Raw genomic sequence first — 15,063 nt, forward strand, 5'->3', positions numbered from 1 at the left:
GCGGTACGCCCCGCGCCGGCGCGCGCCTCGCGGCTTCGAGCCGCCGATGGACGACGTATTGGTGCACGGTCATGCCGGTTTCGGCCTTGAACAGCCGCATGACGTGGAACTCGCTCAGGCCGACCTGAGCGGCGACCTCCGCGATCGCCAGACGGCGGTCGAGGTTGCCGATGATGTCGTCGGTCCCTTGTTGGATCAGGTTCTCGCTCTGACGGAACGAGCCGTACGGCATGACCCGAAATCACGAGGAGCGACCCCCTCGCGCGACGGCCCAAACCCCCCTATAAGCCCGGCTTCCGCGACCGACCTGACCGGTTATCGAAGAGGTGCGGTAGGAGAGGACGATGAGCGAGCGTTGGACCCCCACGAGCTGGCGGCGGCTGCCGATTCAGCAGGTCCCGGATTATCCGGATTCCGCGGCCCTTTCGGCGGTGGAGCGGCAGCTCGCGAGCTTTCCTCCGCTGGTCTTTGCCGGTGAGGCGCGCAAGCTGAAGCAGAACCTCGCCAAGGTCGCGGCCGGCGAGGCGTTCCTGCTTCAGGGCGGCGACTGCGCCGAGAGCTTCGACGAACATTCCGCCGACAACATCCGCGATTTCTTCCGCGTCTTCCTGCAGATGGCGCTGGTGCTGACCTTCGCGGGCGGCTCTCCGGTGGTGAAGGTCGGGCGCATCGCCGGTCAGTTCGCCAAGCCGCGTTCCTCGCCGGTCGAGACCGTCGACGGCGTGGCGCTGCCGAGCTATCGCGGCGATATCGTCAACGGCATCGGCTTCACGGAGGCCGAGCGGGTGCCGAACCCGAACCGCCAGACCGAGGCCTATCGCCAGTCGGCGGCGACGCTGAACCTGCTGCGCGCCTTCGCGACCGGCGGCTACGCCAACCTCGAGAACGCGCATCGCTGGATGCTCGGCTTCGTCAAGGACTCGCCCCAGTCCTCGGCCTATGCCGACCTGGCGCAGCGCATGACCGAGACCCTCGACTTCATGCGGGCGATCGGCATCAACCCGGAGACGCACCAGGAGGTGCGCCAGACCGATTTCTTCACCAGCCACGAGGCGCTGCTGCTCGGCTACGAGGAGGCCCTGACCCGGGTCGATTCCACGAGCGGCGACTGGTACGCCACGTCGGGCCACATGCTGTGGATCGGCGACCGCACCCGCCAGGCCGACCACGCTCACATCGAGTTCGCCCGGGGCATCAAGAACCCGATCGGCCTCAAATGCGGGCCGTCGCTGAAGGCCGACGACCTGATCAGGCTCGTGGACGTGCTGAACCCGACGAATGAGGCCGGCCGCCTGACCCTGATCTGCCGCTTCGGCGCCGACAAGGTCGGCGACCACCTCCCGGCGCTCGTCCGGGCGGTGGAGCGCGAGGGCCGCAAGGTCGTATGGTCCTGCGACCCGATGCACGGCAACACCGTGACGGCGAGCGGCTACAAGACCCGGCCGTTCGAGCGGGTGATGAAGGAGATCCAGGGCTTCTTCGACATCCACCAAGCGGAAGGGACGCATGCCGGCGGCATCCACCTCGAGATGACGGGCAAGAACGTCACCGAGTGCACCGGCGGCGCCCGGGCGCTGACGGCGGACGACCTGCGCGACCGCTACCACACCTATTGCGACCCGCGCCTCAACGCCGAGCAGGCGCTCGAGGTGGCCTTCCTGACTGCCGACCTCGTCAAGCGCGAGCGCAAGCAGCACGAGCATCCCCGGATCGAGGCCGCCGAGTAGGCGTCTCGTTCCGTCGCGATGTTGCAAGGCCCGGGAGGGGCGCCGCCGGCCGGTGGTGTCCGTCCCGGGCTTTTCGCGTCCAGCGATGATCTTCCGCGCCCTGTCCGGCCGTAAGCCGCGGTGCCGTACGTGAATGTCCCGGCACGGGCCAACGCACCCCTTGCCCACCCGTGAGGCCAAAGCCGGACGATCACTTCCGGATACTGTCTCACGAGCCTTTTCGGCGCTTGAACGACGCCGATTTCCGCATCGCGAAGCGATCAGGCGGACATCGTATGACGCGATGGATATCCGAGTGGCCGGTCGAACGCGATTCCCGCGAACTCACCACGCCGCCATACGAGCCGGACACGACGTGTGATCTCGGCGTGCCGGGTGACGATCCAGAAGCGATCCGTGAGCGCATAACGGGGAGACAAGCCGATTCTGGCGCCCCCATCCGAGAGATCGCGGATGACGCAGGGGATATGGTCGTAGAGCGACAGCAGGATCGTTGCCGGCATCGAGGTGACGTAGCGGGGATGGCGCCTCGCATCCGGCTCGGGAGATTCCGGAGCGTCGTTCCTGTCTCCGCTCGCCATGGCCGAGTCGGCGTTCATTTCATCTGCGTCCCGTGTTTCGTCGGAACGGCGTCTACCACAGCTGCTCCGCTCTATTACCTTGGGTAATAAGATATATCGGCTTCATAAAAACCGCATGTCATTTGTCGGTTAAGATATATTTACGCGTATTCGCGATATGCAACAAGGCATAGGTCGATTTTTATCTCCGAAGGTCTAGGTCGGAACATTGTAGGATTATGTCCGAGTGCTTGATCTCTCGACGCGTGGAGCACGGTTCGCGACCCTGAGGGATGCGCATGCCGGGAGATCGACGTTCCGGGATGGGCCGGCCCTTGTTCCGGACGAATTCAGCGCAGCGGAAGGAGATCGGGGAAAGACGGATGGCTGACGAGAGGCCGAGGGCCGGGCGGACCGCATCCAAGTCGTGTCGTGTACCGTGCGCATGGAGGAACGACACGGTTGGATCTCCGGGCGATCGACGCGGCCTTGGTCCGGGGGACGGTGCGCGTGCCCTCCGAAGGGGGGCGGCCTACAGATCCAGACGGCGGCCCGGAACCCCGAGCCTTGGACTCTCCGCACGTCTCCCGTCACGGTCCGGCCGAGAGGCTCGAACGGATGACCGACACCGCGGCTTGCGCCCGGACCGAACCGTCGCTATACAGCCGCCATCCCGCCGGGACAGCTCCCATCGTCTAGCGGTCTAGGACGTCGCCCTCTCACGGCGAAAACAGGGGTTCGAGTCCCCTTGGGAGCGCCAACTCTTCGAAGAGTTGTTTTTGGCCGCGGGTTCATCTTCGAGATCGTGAAACGGCTGCGTGAACCCGCGTCGAGGGCGAACGCAGATGCCGTCCGCTCGCCGTATTCCGGCCCGCGGAGATCCCCCTGCCGCGCGTCGAACGGCGTCCCGCCGGCGGGCAGCGCCCGCCTGCCCCAGCGGCGGAGACGCGTCCATAGCTCACCGGTACTAATGGGCGCCGCCGACGCGGCAGGCTATTCGGTCGCGGTCCGATGGATCGCTCCGGGTGCGGGGCGAAGCCGGATCGCGGGAGGGAGCCTGGACATGACCTGCCAGCCACGCCAGTCGGCGATCGTCCTCGCGGCGGTGCTGCTTCTGTCCGGACCGTCGCGGGCTCAGGTCATCGACCCCCGGGACGACGCGGCCGTCGTCACGGCGAGCGGCCAGTCCACCGCCATCGCGATGGCCTGCGGCAAGATCGATCACGCGGCCGCGGCCTTGCGGCGGGCCGACCTGCAGAAGCGCTTCGCGTCCAAGGGGATGGCTGCAGCGACCTTCGCTCGCCTCTACGACACGGCCGTCGACGGCATGACCGCGACCACGAAAGCGAATCCGGCCGCGACCAAAGCAGGCTGCGAGCGGCTCGGCAGGCTCGGGGCCGAGCCGTAGCGGTTGCGCCCCTTGTCCGATCGCCGGCGGCTCGGACGCGCGTCACGATGCAGGAAGGATCAGGATCACATGCGCCGCTCAGCTCTTCTCCCGTTCCTGATGCTGTCCACGGCAGCCCTGGCCGAGGGACAGCCCTCGCTGATCTGGCTCGACATGCCGCGCGGCAAGGTCTCGATCGAGATCAACGGGGTCGAGGGCAACGAGAACGGCCACGGCCTCGTCGTCCATGCCGGCGGCGACAAGGAGGCCCTGATCGACAGCGAATCCCTGCCCGATGTCGTGACGAAATCGGGCGACAGCGTCCTGTTGCGGGTGTTCACCGGCGGCAATGCCTGCCCGGCCATGTATGCGTGGTTGACCTACGACCGCGAGGGCCTGCGTGCGACGCCGACCTTCGGAACCTGCGCGGAGGACGGCGAGCTGGTCCCGGGCACGGGCCACCCGGCCTTCGTCCTCGACAAGCTCGGCAACGGGCCGGGCAAGATTCGCTACGACTTCGACGGCAGAACCGTTCGTGAGACCCCGATCCGGGCCGGCCGGACGTAGCGGTTCGACCCGCATGCCGGTGGGCGTCGGGCCCGCCGCGGGCCTCAATACTCCACGAATTCGCCGAGCTGGCCGGCAAGGCGGTAGGCGCGCTCGCGGGTGAGACCGCGCAGGATCACCCGGGTGTCGCTGTAGAGCGTGAAGGTGCCGTCCGCGTCGGCCTGGATGCGAATGCCCTCATGCATGTTGTCGGCGCTCCCTCGCGTAGGCTTGGCACCCGTCGGGATGCGGGGGGAAACGCGCGACGGGGCGGCCGGATACGGACCCGGCAACACTTTTTTAAATCCCGGCTTCCGGAAAAAAGAGACGGTTCGTCGGAACCTTCACCGTTGGAAGATTCTTTTAAGGGACCCGCTCAACGGGCCGGCCTCGCCGCAGGGAGGGGCCGTGCAGAGGAGACACCAAGATGAAGAAGATGACCCTGGGCCTCGCGGCCGCGGCCGTTCTCGGCAGCCTCACCTTCGGCATCGGCGCGGCCTCCGCCGCCCCGGCGAGCCCGGCCGGCATCCAGGCCGCCCCCATGGTGGAAACGGTGCAGATGACCCGCGGGGAGCGCCGGATGATGCGCCACCACCGCATGCACCGCCACATGATGCATCGCCGCCATATGATGCACCGCCGGCACATGATGCGGCACCGCATGATGCACCGCCACATGCACCGCATGTAACGAATTCCGCTCCGCCCGGTCCTCGGACCGGGCGGAGCTTTTTTGGGGGCCTCAGTACGGCCGGTTGGCGAAGGCCGGCTTGCCGGCGAGGATGCGCTCGTCGACCTGGCGCACGTCGCGCAGGCCGCACATCGCCATCGTGACGTCGAGCTCCTTGCGGATGATGTCGAGGCACTGGGTCACGCCCGCCTCGCCGCCGGCCCCGAGCCCGTACAGGAAGGCGCGGCCGATGAAGACGCCGTGCGCCCCGAGCGCCAGCGCCTTGATGACGTCCTGCCCCGAGCGGATGCCGCCATCCATCAGGACCTCGATCCGGTCGCCCACCGTCCGGACGATCTCGGGCAGGGCCTCGATCGACGAGATCGCCCCGTCGAGCTGGCGGCCGCCGTGATTCGAGACGATCATCGCCTCGGCGCCGCTCTGCGCGGCCAGCTCCGCATCCTCGGGATCAAGGATCCCCTTCAGGATCAGCTTGCCGCCCCAGCGGTCGCGGATGCGCTTGACGTCGTCCCAGTTCAGGCGGGGATCGAACTGCTCGGCGGTCCAGGACGAGAGCGAGCGCAGGTCCCCCACCCCTTGCGCGTGCCCGACGATGTTGCGGAAGGTGCGCCGCTGCGTGCGCAGCATGTTGAGGCACCAGCGCGGCTTCGTCGCCAGGTTGACGATGTTGGGGATCGTCATCCGGGGCGGGGTCGAGAGGCCGTTCTTCACGTCCTTGTGGCGCTGGCCCAGGATCTGGAGGTCGAGGGTGAGCACCAGCGCCGAGCATTGCGCCGCCTTGGCGCGGTCGATCAGCCGGTCGATGAAGTCCCGGTCGCGCATCACGTAGAGCTGGAACCAGAACGGGGCGTCGGTGTTCTCGGCCACGTCCTCGATCGAGCAGATGCTCATGGTCGAGAGCGTGAACGGCACGCCGGCCTTGGCGGCGGCGCGGGCGGCCAGGATCTCGCCGTCGGCGTGCTGCATCCCCGTCAGGCCGGTCGGCGCCAGCGCCACCGGCATGCTCACCGGCTGGCCCGCCATGGTGCTGGCGAGCGTGCGGTTCGTCATGTCGACGGCGACGCGCTGGCGCAGCTTGATCCGGGAGAAATCGTCCTCGTTCGCCCGGTAGGTGCCCTCCGTGTACGAACCGGAATCGGCGTAATCGTAAAACATCCGCGGCACCCGCCGCTCGGCGAGCACCCGCAGGTCCTCGATGCAGGTGACGGGGCCGCCCGCGAAGAACCGCGACGCCCAGGATGGCGGCCGCGACGAGGGCATTCGGGTGGCTTGCATGGCGTCTCGCTCGTGCGTCTGTTCTGGCGCGCGGGTCATCGCTCCGCGCGCGGGCTTATTGGGCCTCACCTGTCCGAAATACCCTCAACCGTTCCGGTCTGACCATCGTTTTTGCCCTGCGCCCGGCGCGGCCCGCCCGCGCGGGAATCTACGGGACCACCTCGTCCCGCGGCGTCGCGCTCAGTTCGGTCCCCTCGAGTTCTTCCTCCAGGCGGAAGAACGCGTCGTCGCCGATCTCGCCGCGGTCGCGCAGGTCCAGAATGACGCCGCGGGCGGCCGCCGATCTCGCCGCGGTCGCGCAGGTCCAGAATGACGCCGCGGGCGGCCTCGACGGCGCGATGGCAACGGATTGTGTGGCTGAACTCCTCACCGGTTCCGGGTGCCCGAGTCGATGCGGCCCATTCGTGACTTGCCGGCCACACATGGGGTATGAAAAATACCGTAAAAACCTCTCAAGAACAGCAAATACCCGCCAAATTCGGGAGGAATCGTCATGGATTGTCGTATCCTGCGTCAGCTGACCTTGAAGGCCGACGGGCATCTGTCATGTGACGACAGCAATGGATATTATATCCATGTCGGAGACGTGGCCAATAAGCCGGGATGGTCGATCAGACAGGTCTTTGGTGGCGCGATCTACGAGCATATTCGACGCTCGTTCCAGGACGGCCGCGTGCCATGGCCGGGCAAATGCGAGACCTGCGATTGCTTCTCTCCGCATGACCAGCCAGTGGACACATTGGAATCGCGCGTGCGGATCATGGTCGAGCCGACCCTGGACTGCCGGTTGGCCTGCCCGTCCTGCAAGCGTCGGCAGGAACTGGGACGGCGTCGGAGCGATGATCATCTCGCGCCGGGACTGCTCGGAAACCTTATCCGCAGTTGCGTGCGCTCCGACATCGCGGTCGACGAGGTGCACTATCTCGGCTGGGGCGAACCGCTGCTGCATCCCAACTTCCGCGACTTGGTCGAGACGGTACGAGCGCTCTCGCCGGGGACGATCCAGGAGGTCACCACGACCGGAAATGCCGATTTCCGCGCGAGCCTCGGCGGCACATACATCGACCGCGTGGTCGTATCGTGCGATGGAGTGCGGCAGGAAGAGTACCAGAAGTACCGCATCAACGGTTCCCTGGAGGAGGCACTGCGGTTCATGCGCGATGCCAAGCTCCACGGCCACCCCGACACCTTCGTCGAGTGGAAGTACATCCTGTTCGACGGCAACGACCACCCCGACGACCTAATCCGAGCGCAGGTGCTCGCCGACGAATTCGGTCTCGACAGCTTGCTCTTCATCGTCACGAATTCGAAGACCCGCTCGCTTCGCTACACCAACGACACTATGGCGGAGATCCCGATCCGCTCGCGTCGAACCAAAATTTCGCCCGCCGCCGCGATGATGATCGGGTCGCGCGTCTCCGGCCACGTGGATCCAGCCCGGTCGCAGCTGGGCGACCGGGAGAACGCTTCTCTCTATATCGACGAATGCCGCGTGACCCGCGGCAACATGCTGACGGTGAGCGGCTGGTCCCTCGGCGCCGACGGCAGCTATGTCGACGAGGTCGAGTTGATCGCAGGCTCGCATCGGCAGGTTACCCAGACCCACGATCTGCGCCACGACGTGGCCGCGGCCCGCAGCAATGCGCAGGGTGCCCGCTGCGGCTTCCTGTTCCGAGTCCCACTCGGGGGGCAGTCGATGCCCGATGCGCTCGCCCTCACCGTGAGGCTGCGCAACCACACCCAGGACTTCTCCGCCGCCGTGCAGTGGCCGGCGGCCGGGTGAACCCACGATCCTCCATGAACCGCCGGGCCTGCCGACGGGGCCCGTTTCCCGCTCCGGGGGACGGGCCACATGGGAGTACCCACGGATTACCGAAAGGCGTGAAGGTGCCGTCCGCGTCGGGCGAGACCCGTATGCACTGGTTCGCGGGGTGTCCCCTGCCCTCTCGTCACGCCAACCATTCGAGGCGTCGGGGGAGCCACGTGGGCCTCAAGGCACCACCTCGTCCCGCGGCGTCGCGCTCAGTTCGGTCCAGTCGAGTTCCTCCTCCAGGCGGAAGAACGCGTCGTCGCCGATCTCGCCGCGGTCGCGCAGGTCCAGGATGACGCCGCGGGCGGCCTCGACGGCGCGACGGCGCAGGCCGTCGGCGGGCAGGCTCTCGGGGGCCAGGCCCTCGTCGTGCGATTCGGCCTCGCTGAGCGCCGCGTCGAATTCCCGGCGCAGCGCCTCGGCATGGGGCGAGTCGTCGCCGTCGAGGCTGTCGCGCGCGGCCCGATAGGCAGCGGCCCGGGCCCGGCCGATCTCGTGGCCGACCGGATCGTCGTCCCCGAGGGAGAACCAGGCGAGCAGCGGGCGCAGGGTGAGGCCCTGGATCACCAGCGTGCCGAGCACGACGCAGAAGGCCGTGAGCACCACGAGGTCGCGGTGCGGGAAGTCGCCCGGCAGCGCCAGGGCGAGCGCGATGGTGACGACGCCGCGCATGCCGCACCAGGCCACCGTCGTGCCCGAGCGCAGCCCGATCGGCGGCGGGCCGCTCGGTCCGAGCACCCGGTGCCACAGCCGCGCGACCGACCGCGCGCCGAGCACCCAGGCGAGGCGTACCGCCACGGTGGTGCCGAACACCGCCGCGGCCACGAGGGCGTAGTGGTGCCGCTCGGCCGGGCTCAGGCCTTCGAGGATCGGGCCGATCTGCAGGCCGACCAGCACGAAGGCGAGCACGTTGAGCACGAACACCGCCGTCTCCCAGACGGTGTTGGAGGTGATCCGCAAATGCGCCGGCACGGTCTGGGGCGAGAGCCGCGACACGGTGAGGCCGAAGCTCACCACCGTCAGCACGCCCGAGACCTCGACCCGCTCCGCGGCGAGCCAGAGCCCGAAGGTGGCGACGAATTGCAGCACCACGGCGCTCGGCGGATCGGTGACGCGGCGCATCAGCCGGACGTAGAGCATCGCCAGCAGCGGCCCCGCCGCGAGGCCGCCGACGACGCCGATCAGGAAGGTCGGTGCGACCTCGGACGGGGCGAACGACCCCGTCGCCACCGCTCCGAGGGCCAGGCGGTAGATCAGCAGCGACGAGGCGTCGTTGAACAGGCTCTCGCCCTTGAGGATGGTGACAAGGCGGTGGGGCAGCCGGACATGGGCCAGCACCGAGAGCGCCGCCACCGCGTCCGGCGGCGCCACGATGGCGCCGAGCACGATGCAGGCGGCGAACGGCATGTCGGGCACGAGCCAGCGCGCCACCAGGGCGACCGCCACCGTGGTGACCCCGACCGCGCCGACGACGAGGCCGGCGATCGGCCGCCAGTTGCGCCGCAGGTCGCGCAGGCTGGTGTCGTAGGCGGCGTCGAGCAGGACCGGGGCGAGGAAGAGCGCCAGCGCCAGATCGGGGTCGAGGCCCGGGCGCGGGACCTGGGGCACGAAGGCCAGCACGACCCCGCCGATGGCCAGGAAGGCCGGGAACGGCGCCCCGAGGCGCCGTGCCACCCCGGCGAGCAGGACCGCGACGACGAGCACGCCCGCGATCCATTCGAAGATCAGCATCACCCCTCCGGTTGCAAGGGTGAGCAACGCGCGAGGGCTGCGGATGGTTTGCCGGGCGCTCCGGCCGGTCCGATCGCGGGCGGCAGGAGGGCTTAGAGCTCGGCCTGCAGCTCGGCGATCTCGGCGGGGCGCAGGATGTGCCCGTCGGCGAGCACGATCCAGGCGATGCCGCCCTCCACCGCACGGGCGGCCGTCACCGCCTCGCGCAGGGTCGTGGTCGGGCGCTCCCCGGCCTCGTCGCCCGGCCAGACGACGAGTTGCGCCGGGGCGGTCCAGTCGATGCGGCCGCGGTCGGTCATGCGCCCTGATCACCACCCCATTGCGGCCATGGCGGGGCGGATGCGTTGCGGACGCGTGACGAAAACAAAGGCCGGAGCCGTCGCCCCGGCCGCCCCGGTGTCATCCGGCCGCCGCCAGTCCCTCCGGCCGTTTCACCTCGATCTCCACGAAGGCGATCGGGTGGCCGGAGCCGTTCTGGACGTCGTGCCGGATGCCGGCCGGGCGGCGGTAGGACTGGCCGTGGGCAAGCGGCACCTCGGTGACGCTCGTGCCGTCATGGACCCGCAGGGTGCCCTCCGTGATCATCACCACGAAATAGGGCCAGCCGTGCTCGTGCCAGCCGGTGACGGCGCCGGGCGAAAAGTCCCAGCGGGTGATGCGGACGGTCTCGTCGTCGACCTGGACGGTCGGGACAGCGGGGATCGTGCAGGCGAAGGCCATCGGGATCTCCTACCGAGCCGATTCGAAGCCGGCGAGCACCGCCGTCAGGTTTTCGCCCAGGAGATCCGAGAGGTAGCCACCCTCCTGCACGAGCACGGTTGGGAGGCCGAGTCTTCCGAGCGCCGCCCCGATGCGCGAAAACCCCTCGGTGGTGATGGCGAGCCCGGCCAGCGGATCGTGCTCCGAGGCGTCGAGGCCGAGCGCCACCACCAGCGCGGTCGGGGCGAAGGACCTCACGGTATGGGCGGCCGTCCCCTCCAGCACGTCGAGATAGGCGTCGTCGCCGGTGCCGAGCGCCAGTGGCAGGTTCAGGTTGGCGCCGATCCCCTCCCCCTCGCCGCGCTCGTGGGCGTAGCCCCAGACGAAGGGGTAGAAGCCGCGCGGATCGGCGTGGAGCGAGACGGTGAGCACCGAGGGGTCGCGGTAGAAGATGCCCTGCGTGCCGTTGCCGTGATGCACGTCGACGTCGAGCACCGCGACCCGGGCGTGGCGCTGGCGCAAGGCAGCGGCGGCGACCGCGCTGTTGTTGAAGTAGCAGTGTCCCCCGGCCCGGTCGCGATAGGCGTGATGGCCGGGCGGGCGGCAGAGCGCGTAGGCCGCGTCCTCGCCGTCGAGCACGAGTTGCGCGGCGCTCGCCGCGACGTCGGTGGCGGCGCAGGCCGCCGCGTAGGTGCCCGGCCCGATCGGGCAGGCGGTGTCGACCGTGTGCCAGCCGAGCCGCCCGACGATGTGGGTCGGGTAGGTCGCGGCCTCGCGCACCGGGTGGATGTTGGCGATCATCTCCGCGCCGTGATCCGGCAGCGCCTCCCATTCCTCCCAGGCCTGCGCCATGAAGGCGAGGTAGTCCGGGCTGTGGACCCGCGCCCGGGCGCCGGTGCCGTGGGCCTGCGGCGCCATCACCGTGTGGTGTCCGGCCTTCAGCCCGGCGAGCAGGCGGTCGGCCCGTTCCGGCTGGTCGGCGGCGGGCTTCACCTGGCCGCGCACCAGGAAGAATTTAGGGTCGTGGCTGCGATGGTCCTCGGAATGAACGGCCTTCATGGGGTCTCCGACGTCTCGTTGCGGGGTGGGGGGCCTTGCGGCGTGAGGCTCTCGAGCAGCCGGACGACCTCCCGGCGGGCGACGCCGATATGGTGGTCGACATGGGCGACGATCCGCTCCGGATGGCCGGCCTCGATCGCCGCCAGCACCGGCTCGTGGGTGCGGGCGATCTCGTCGGGGTCGTCGTAGAGCCGGCCGATCAGCCCGATCACGATCCGCAATTCCGAGGCCAGCCCGTCGAACAGGCGCAGGAGCCGGGCATTGCCGGCGGCCTCGCAGATCAGGCGGTGGAACTGGTAATCGGCCTCGACGATGGTGGCGGGGTCGTCGCGCCGGGCGAGGTCCCGCATCAGGTCGAGCTGGCGGCGCAGGGCGGCCCTCGTTTCCGGCGTCAGGCGGCGCGCCGCCTCCACCGCCGCGTGGCGCTCGACGCAGAGGCGGAGGGCATAGAGCTCGTCCACGTCCCGCGCCGAGAGCTCGCGCACGAAGAAGCCGCGCCGCGGCGAGGCCATCAGCAGGCCTTGGCTCTCGAGCAGGCGGGCGGCCTCCCGCACCGGCGCCCGGCTGATGCCGAGTTCCCGCGCCACCGCCGCCTCCGCCACCTTGGCGCCGGGAGGCAGCCGCCCCTGAACGATCGCGTCGGTGAGCCGGCGCGCGACCTGGCGCACGAGGTCGCTCTCGGCCAGCACCGGCAATCCGACGGGTTGGGACATCGTGCGCATCGCACCTCCGTGGCCGGATTGTGCAATGCGTAGGCGTCGATTGTCGACACTTTTGGCTTGATCGAGATGCAAGGCCGGGTCAGTCTCCGGTCATGCCGGATCCTGTCGTGGGTCCGCCCGGTCCTGTATCCGGATGTCGGCACGCGAGTATCCGTGCCGCATCGATCGATCACGCCAAGATCTCGCGGCATCCGATGCTGCCGCGACACCGTCCGCACGGAGGTCCGATGTCGTCATCCGCTCATCCGCAGGCCGGCGAAGCCGCGCAGCGCGTCCGCGTCGACCTCGCGGCGGCCTACCGGCTGATCCACCGCCTCGGTCTCGACGACAGCATCTACACCCACATCTCGGCCCGCCTGCCCGGGCCGGAGCACCACTTCCTGATCAACCCCTACGGGTTGCGCTTCGAGGAGGTGAAGGCCGGCAACCTCGTCACCGTCGACCTCGACGGCCGGGTGGTGGACGATCCCTGCGGTCTGGGCATCAACCCGGCGGGCTTCACCATCCACAGCGCGGTCCACGCCGCCCGGGAGGACGCGCTGTGCGTGCTCCACACCCATACGGTGGCGGGCGTCGCCGTCTCCTGCCAGGAGGAAGGGCTGCTGCCGCTCAACCAGTGGTCGATGCAGTTCGCCGGCCGCCTCGCCTACCACGATTACGAGGGCATCGCGCTGGACCTCGACGAGCGCCAGCGCCTGGTGGCCGATCTCGGCGACAAGCCGGTGATGGTCCTGCGCAACCACGGCATGCTGACCTGCGGCCGCTCGGTGGCCGAGGCGTTCAAGTTGATGCACAACCTGGAGCGCTCGTGCCGGGCTCAGCTCGCGCTCCAGGCCGCCGGCGCCCCGCTGATCCGCCCCTCGGCGGCGGTCGCGGCGAAGACCGCCGGCCAGTACACGTCGTTCTACGACAAGATGGAGACGGGCCGGCTGCCCGACCCCGAGTGGGACGCCTTCAAGCGCATGCTGGAGCGCAGCGACCCGGATTACAAGGAATAGGGCGACGCCCGACTCACCCGCCGACACGAGCACGGGTTTCCCCTCTCCCCGCAGGCGGGGAGAGGGCTGCGGACCCCTTGTCGGGTCCGCGGCAAGCGGAGGCGAAAGCCGAAGCGAGGGTGAGGGGGTCTCGACGCGTGAGCCTCTTCCGGAGACACCCCCTCACCCTCGGCTGACGCCTCGCTCCGTCGACGACAAGGTCGCCGGAGCCCTCTCCCCGCCCGCGGGGAGAGGGGAGATGCGCGCAACCCGCGCGTTCACCGTCTCACGACGCCGCCACAGGGACCAACGGGGACACTCTCGATGCTCAAGACGCTCATGGCCGGCACCGTGCTCTCCCTGGCGCTCGCCGGCGCGGCCTTCGCCCAGACCCCGAAGCCCGGCGGCACCGCCAACGCGGTGATCCAGCCCGAGCCGCCCGGCCTGATGCTGGCGATGGTGCAGAACGGCCCGACCCAGATGGTGGCCGGCAACATCTACGAGGGCCTGCTGCGCTACGATTCCGCCCTCAAGCCCCTGCCCGGCCTCGCCGAGAGCTGGAGCATGGGCGACGACGGCAAGACCTACACCTTCAAGCTCGTCAAGAACGCCACCTGGCACGACGGCAAGCCGTTCACCGCCGACGACGTGATCTTCTCGGTCGAGCTCCTGCGCCAGACCCATGCCCGCGCCCGCGGCAACCTCGCGCGCGTCGCCAGCGTGACGGCGCCCGATCCGTACACGGTGGTGTTCACCCTGTCCGAGCCGTTCGGCCCGTTCCTCGGCATCTTCGAGGTCGGTTCGCTGCCGATGATCCCGAAGCACATCTATGCCGGGACCGACTACAAGACCAACCCGGCCAACAACACGCCGATCGGCACCGGCCCCTACACGTTCAAGGAGTGGAAGAAGGGCTCCTACATCCGGCTGGTGAAGAACCCGAACTACCACGTCGCCGGAAAGCCCTATCTCGACGAGATCTACTGGCACGTGATCCCCGACGCCGCCGCCCGCGCCGTGGCGTTCGAGACCGGCAAGGTCGACATCCTGCCCGGCGGCTCGGTCGAGAATTTCGACGTGCAGCGCCTCTCCGCGCTCAAGGGCGCCTGCTCGACGACGAAGGGCTGGGAGTTCTTCAGCCCGATGTCCTGGCTCTGGCTCAACAACCGCAAGGGCCCGATGGCCAACAAGGCGTTCCGCCAAGCGGTGTCCTACGCGCTGGACCGCGACTTCGCCCGGGACGTGGTCTGGAACGGGCTCGGCAAGCCGGCCACCGGCCCGTTCGCCTCCACCGTGCGCTACCACGACCCGAAGGCGGCGAAGTATTCCTACGACCCCGCCAAGGCCAAGGCCCTGCTGAAGGAATCCGGCTACAAGGGCGAGACCGTGCGCCTGCTGCCGCTCCCCTACGGCGAGACCTGGCAGCGCTGGGCCGAGGCCGTGAAGCAGAACCTCGAGGATGTCGGCATCAAGGTCGAGCTCGTCGCCACCGACGTCGCCGGCTGGAACCAGAAGACCTCCGACTGGGATTACGACATCGCCTTCACGTATCTGTACCAGTACGGCGACCCGGCCTTGGGGGTCGGGCGCAACTACGTCACCTCGCAGATCGCCAAGGGCTCGCCGTTCAACAACGTCGAGGGCTATTCCAACCCGAGCGTCGACGAGGCCTTCGCGAAGGGCGCGGTGGCGGTCGGCGACGACCAGCGCCGGCCGATCTACGACGCGGTGCAGAAGACGCTCGTCGAGGACGCGCCGAACGCCTGGCTCCTGGAGCTGCAATTCCCCACCATCACCCGCTGCAAGGTGCACGACCTCGTCACCACCGGCATCGGCGTCAATGACGGTTTTCGCGATGCCTGGATCGACCGCTGAGGGC

Annotated in this window: 16 protein-coding genes and 1 tRNA gene; 8 read left to right on the forward strand and 9 right to left on the reverse strand. The window is 68.9% G+C overall.

Going from position 1 to position 15,063, the window contains the following annotated elements; genetic code table 11:
* Nucleotides 1-232 (reverse strand): AraC family transcriptional regulator (locus tag QR78_RS21975; RefSeq protein WP_048429718.1); only part of this gene is annotated, 232 nt, incomplete at its 3' end.
* A gap of 112 nt (nt 233-344) precedes the next feature.
* Here QR78_RS21975 and QR78_RS21980 point away from each other — a divergent pair.
* On the forward strand, nt 345-1,727 hold the full coding sequence (locus tag QR78_RS21980; RefSeq protein ID WP_048429719.1) for a class II 3-deoxy-7-phosphoheptulonate synthase: 1,383 nt from the start codon (nt 345-347) through the stop codon (nt 1,725-1,727).
* 260 nt (nt 1,728-1,987) lie between these two features.
* Here the strand turns inward: QR78_RS21980 and QR78_RS32060 are convergent, their stop codons facing one another.
* Entirely contained in the window at nt 1,988-2,326 is a 339-nt protein-coding gene (locus QR78_RS32060; RefSeq protein WP_053221037.1) for a PilZ domain-containing protein, read from the reverse strand.
* Nucleotides 2,327-2,971: 645 nt separating this feature from the next.
* On the opposite strand from QR78_RS32060, the gene QR78_RS21990 reads away from it, so the two are divergent.
* The 3 genes from QR78_RS21990 (at nt 2,972) to QR78_RS22000 (ending at nt 4,241) form a co-directional block, all read left to right on the forward strand.
* Nucleotides 2,972-3,047 (forward strand) — tRNA-Glu (locus QR78_RS21990).
* A 210-nt stretch (nt 3,048-3,257) separates the two neighbouring features.
* The gene (locus QR78_RS21995; RefSeq protein WP_048429720.1) at nt 3,258-3,695 is read left to right on the forward strand and encodes a hypothetical protein; all 438 of its coding nucleotides are present in this window, start codon (nt 3,258-3,260) and stop codon (nt 3,693-3,695) included.
* A 69-nt stretch (nt 3,696-3,764) separates the two neighbouring features.
* Entirely contained in the window at nt 3,765-4,241 is a 477-nt protein-coding gene (locus tag QR78_RS22000) for a hypothetical protein (protein ID WP_048429721.1), read from the forward strand.
* 44 nt (nt 4,242-4,285) lie between these two features.
* On the opposite strand, the gene QR78_RS35545 is transcribed toward QR78_RS22000, so the two are convergent.
* Nucleotides 4,286-4,426: a hypothetical protein gene (locus tag QR78_RS35545; protein WP_165602072.1), complete on the reverse strand. Its 141-nt coding sequence runs from the start codon at nt 4,424-4,426 to the stop codon at nt 4,286-4,288.
* A gap of 221 nt (nt 4,427-4,647) precedes the next feature.
* Between QR78_RS35545 and QR78_RS22005 the strand changes: the two genes are divergently transcribed.
* On the forward strand, nt 4,648-4,911 hold the full coding sequence (locus QR78_RS22005; RefSeq protein ID WP_048429722.1) for a hypothetical protein: 264 nt from the start codon (nt 4,648-4,650) through the stop codon (nt 4,909-4,911).
* A 51-nt stretch (nt 4,912-4,962) separates the two neighbouring features.
* Here QR78_RS22005 and QR78_RS22010 read toward each other — a convergent pair whose 3' ends face one another.
* The gene (locus QR78_RS22010; protein WP_048429723.1) at nt 4,963-6,171 is read right to left on the reverse strand and encodes an alpha-hydroxy acid oxidase; all 1,209 of its coding nucleotides are present in this window, start codon (nt 6,169-6,171) and stop codon (nt 4,963-4,965) included.
* 508 nt (nt 6,172-6,679) lie between these two features.
* Here QR78_RS22010 and QR78_RS22020 point away from each other — a divergent pair.
* A complete protein-coding gene (locus tag QR78_RS22020; protein WP_125900854.1) occupies nt 6,680-7,969 on the forward strand; it encodes a radical SAM protein in 1,290 nt (429 codons plus the stop codon).
* Between the two features lie 207 nt (nt 7,970-8,176).
* Here the strand turns inward: QR78_RS22020 and QR78_RS22025 are convergent, their stop codons facing one another.
* The 5 genes from QR78_RS22025 to QR78_RS22045 all read right to left on the reverse strand — a co-directional run bounded on the left by QR78_RS22025 (nt 8,177) and on the right by QR78_RS22045 (nt 12,198).
* On the reverse strand, nt 8,177-9,727 hold the full coding sequence (locus tag QR78_RS22025; protein ID WP_048429726.1) for a Na+/H+ antiporter: 1,551 nt from the start codon (nt 9,725-9,727) through the stop codon (nt 8,177-8,179).
* A 92-nt stretch (nt 9,728-9,819) separates the two neighbouring features.
* Nucleotides 9,820-10,026 (reverse strand): hypothetical protein, encoded by a 207-nt coding sequence (locus tag QR78_RS22030; RefSeq protein ID WP_048429727.1) that lies wholly within the window; start codon nt 10,024-10,026, stop codon nt 9,820-9,822.
* Between the two features lie 100 nt (nt 10,027-10,126).
* Nucleotides 10,127-10,447, reverse strand: coding sequence for a cupin domain-containing protein (locus QR78_RS22035; protein ID WP_048429728.1), 321 nt, complete (start codon nt 10,445-10,447; stop codon nt 10,127-10,129).
* A 9-nt stretch (nt 10,448-10,456) separates the two neighbouring features.
* The gene (locus QR78_RS22040) at nt 10,457-11,485 is read right to left on the reverse strand and encodes a histone deacetylase family protein (protein ID WP_048429729.1); all 1,029 of its coding nucleotides are present in this window, start codon (nt 11,483-11,485) and stop codon (nt 10,457-10,459) included.
* Nucleotides 11,482-12,198 carry a GntR family transcriptional regulator gene (locus tag QR78_RS22045; protein WP_244276243.1) on the reverse strand — a complete coding sequence of 239 codons (717 nt, stop codon included), beginning with the start codon at nt 12,196-12,198 and terminating at the stop codon, nt 11,482-11,484. The genes QR78_RS22040 and QR78_RS22045 overlap by 4 nt, the downstream gene beginning before the upstream one ends.
* Nucleotides 12,199-12,434: 236 nt before the next feature.
* On the opposite strand from QR78_RS22045, the gene QR78_RS22050 reads away from it, so the two are divergent.
* Together QR78_RS22050 and QR78_RS22055 are read left to right on the forward strand one after the other, a co-directional pair.
* Nucleotides 12,435-13,205, forward strand: coding sequence for a class II aldolase/adducin family protein (locus tag QR78_RS22050; protein WP_048429731.1), 771 nt, complete (start codon nt 12,435-12,437; stop codon nt 13,203-13,205).
* 303 nt (nt 13,206-13,508) lie between these two features.
* Nucleotides 13,509-15,059, forward strand: coding sequence for an ABC transporter substrate-binding protein (locus QR78_RS22055; protein ID WP_048429732.1), 1,551 nt, complete (start codon nt 13,509-13,511; stop codon nt 15,057-15,059).
* Nucleotides 15,060-15,063 lie beyond the last annotated feature (4 nt).

The organism is Methylobacterium indicum (assembly GCF_001043895.1).
Lineage (GTDB): Bacteria > Pseudomonadota > Alphaproteobacteria > Rhizobiales > Beijerinckiaceae > Methylobacterium > Methylobacterium indicum.

What these genes read in the sequence shown, in the direction of transcription:
- QR78_RS21980 (WP_048429719.1), top strand. Translation starts at nt 345, where the DNA reads ATGAGCGAGCGTTGGACCCCCACGAGCTGGCGGCGGCTGCCGATTCAG.
- QR78_RS32060 (WP_053221037.1), bottom strand. Translation starts at nt 2,326, where the DNA reads ATGAACGCCGACTCGGCCATGGCGAGCGGAGACAGGAACGACGCTCCG.
- QR78_RS21995 (WP_048429720.1), top strand. Translation starts at nt 3,258, where the DNA reads ATGGGCGCCGCCGACGCGGCAGGCTATTCGGTCGCGGTCCGATGGATC.
- QR78_RS22000 (WP_048429721.1), top strand. Translation starts at nt 3,765, where the DNA reads ATGCGCCGCTCAGCTCTTCTCCCGTTCCTGATGCTGTCCACGGCAGCC.
- QR78_RS35545 (WP_165602072.1), bottom strand. Translation starts at nt 4,426, where the DNA reads ATGCATGAGGGCATTCGCATCCAGGCCGACGCGGACGGCACCTTCACG.
- QR78_RS22005 (WP_048429722.1), top strand. Translation starts at nt 4,648, where the DNA reads ATGAAGAAGATGACCCTGGGCCTCGCGGCCGCGGCCGTTCTCGGCAGC.
- QR78_RS22010 (WP_048429723.1), bottom strand. Translation starts at nt 6,171, where the DNA reads ATGCCCTCGTCGCGGCCGCCATCCTGGGCGTCGCGGTTCTTCGCGGGC.
- QR78_RS22020 (WP_125900854.1), top strand. Translation starts at nt 6,680, where the DNA reads ATGGATTGTCGTATCCTGCGTCAGCTGACCTTGAAGGCCGACGGGCAT.
- QR78_RS22025 (WP_048429726.1), bottom strand. Translation starts at nt 9,727, where the DNA reads ATGCTGATCTTCGAATGGATCGCGGGCGTGCTCGTCGTCGCGGTCCTG.
- QR78_RS22030 (WP_048429727.1), bottom strand. Translation starts at nt 10,026, where the DNA reads ATGACCGACCGCGGCCGCATCGACTGGACCGCCCCGGCGCAACTCGTC.
- QR78_RS22035 (WP_048429728.1), bottom strand. Translation starts at nt 10,447, where the DNA reads ATGGCCTTCGCCTGCACGATCCCCGCTGTCCCGACCGTCCAGGTCGAC.
- QR78_RS22040 (WP_048429729.1), bottom strand. Translation starts at nt 11,485, where the DNA reads ATGAAGGCCGTTCATTCCGAGGACCATCGCAGCCACGACCCTAAATTC.
- QR78_RS22045 (WP_244276243.1), bottom strand. Translation starts at nt 12,198, where the DNA reads ATGTCCCAACCCGTCGGATTGCCGGTGCTGGCCGAGAGCGACCTCGTG.
- QR78_RS22050 (WP_048429731.1), top strand. Translation starts at nt 12,435, where the DNA reads ATGTCGTCATCCGCTCATCCGCAGGCCGGCGAAGCCGCGCAGCGCGTC.
- QR78_RS22055 (WP_048429732.1), top strand. Translation starts at nt 13,509, where the DNA reads ATGCTCAAGACGCTCATGGCCGGCACCGTGCTCTCCCTGGCGCTCGCC.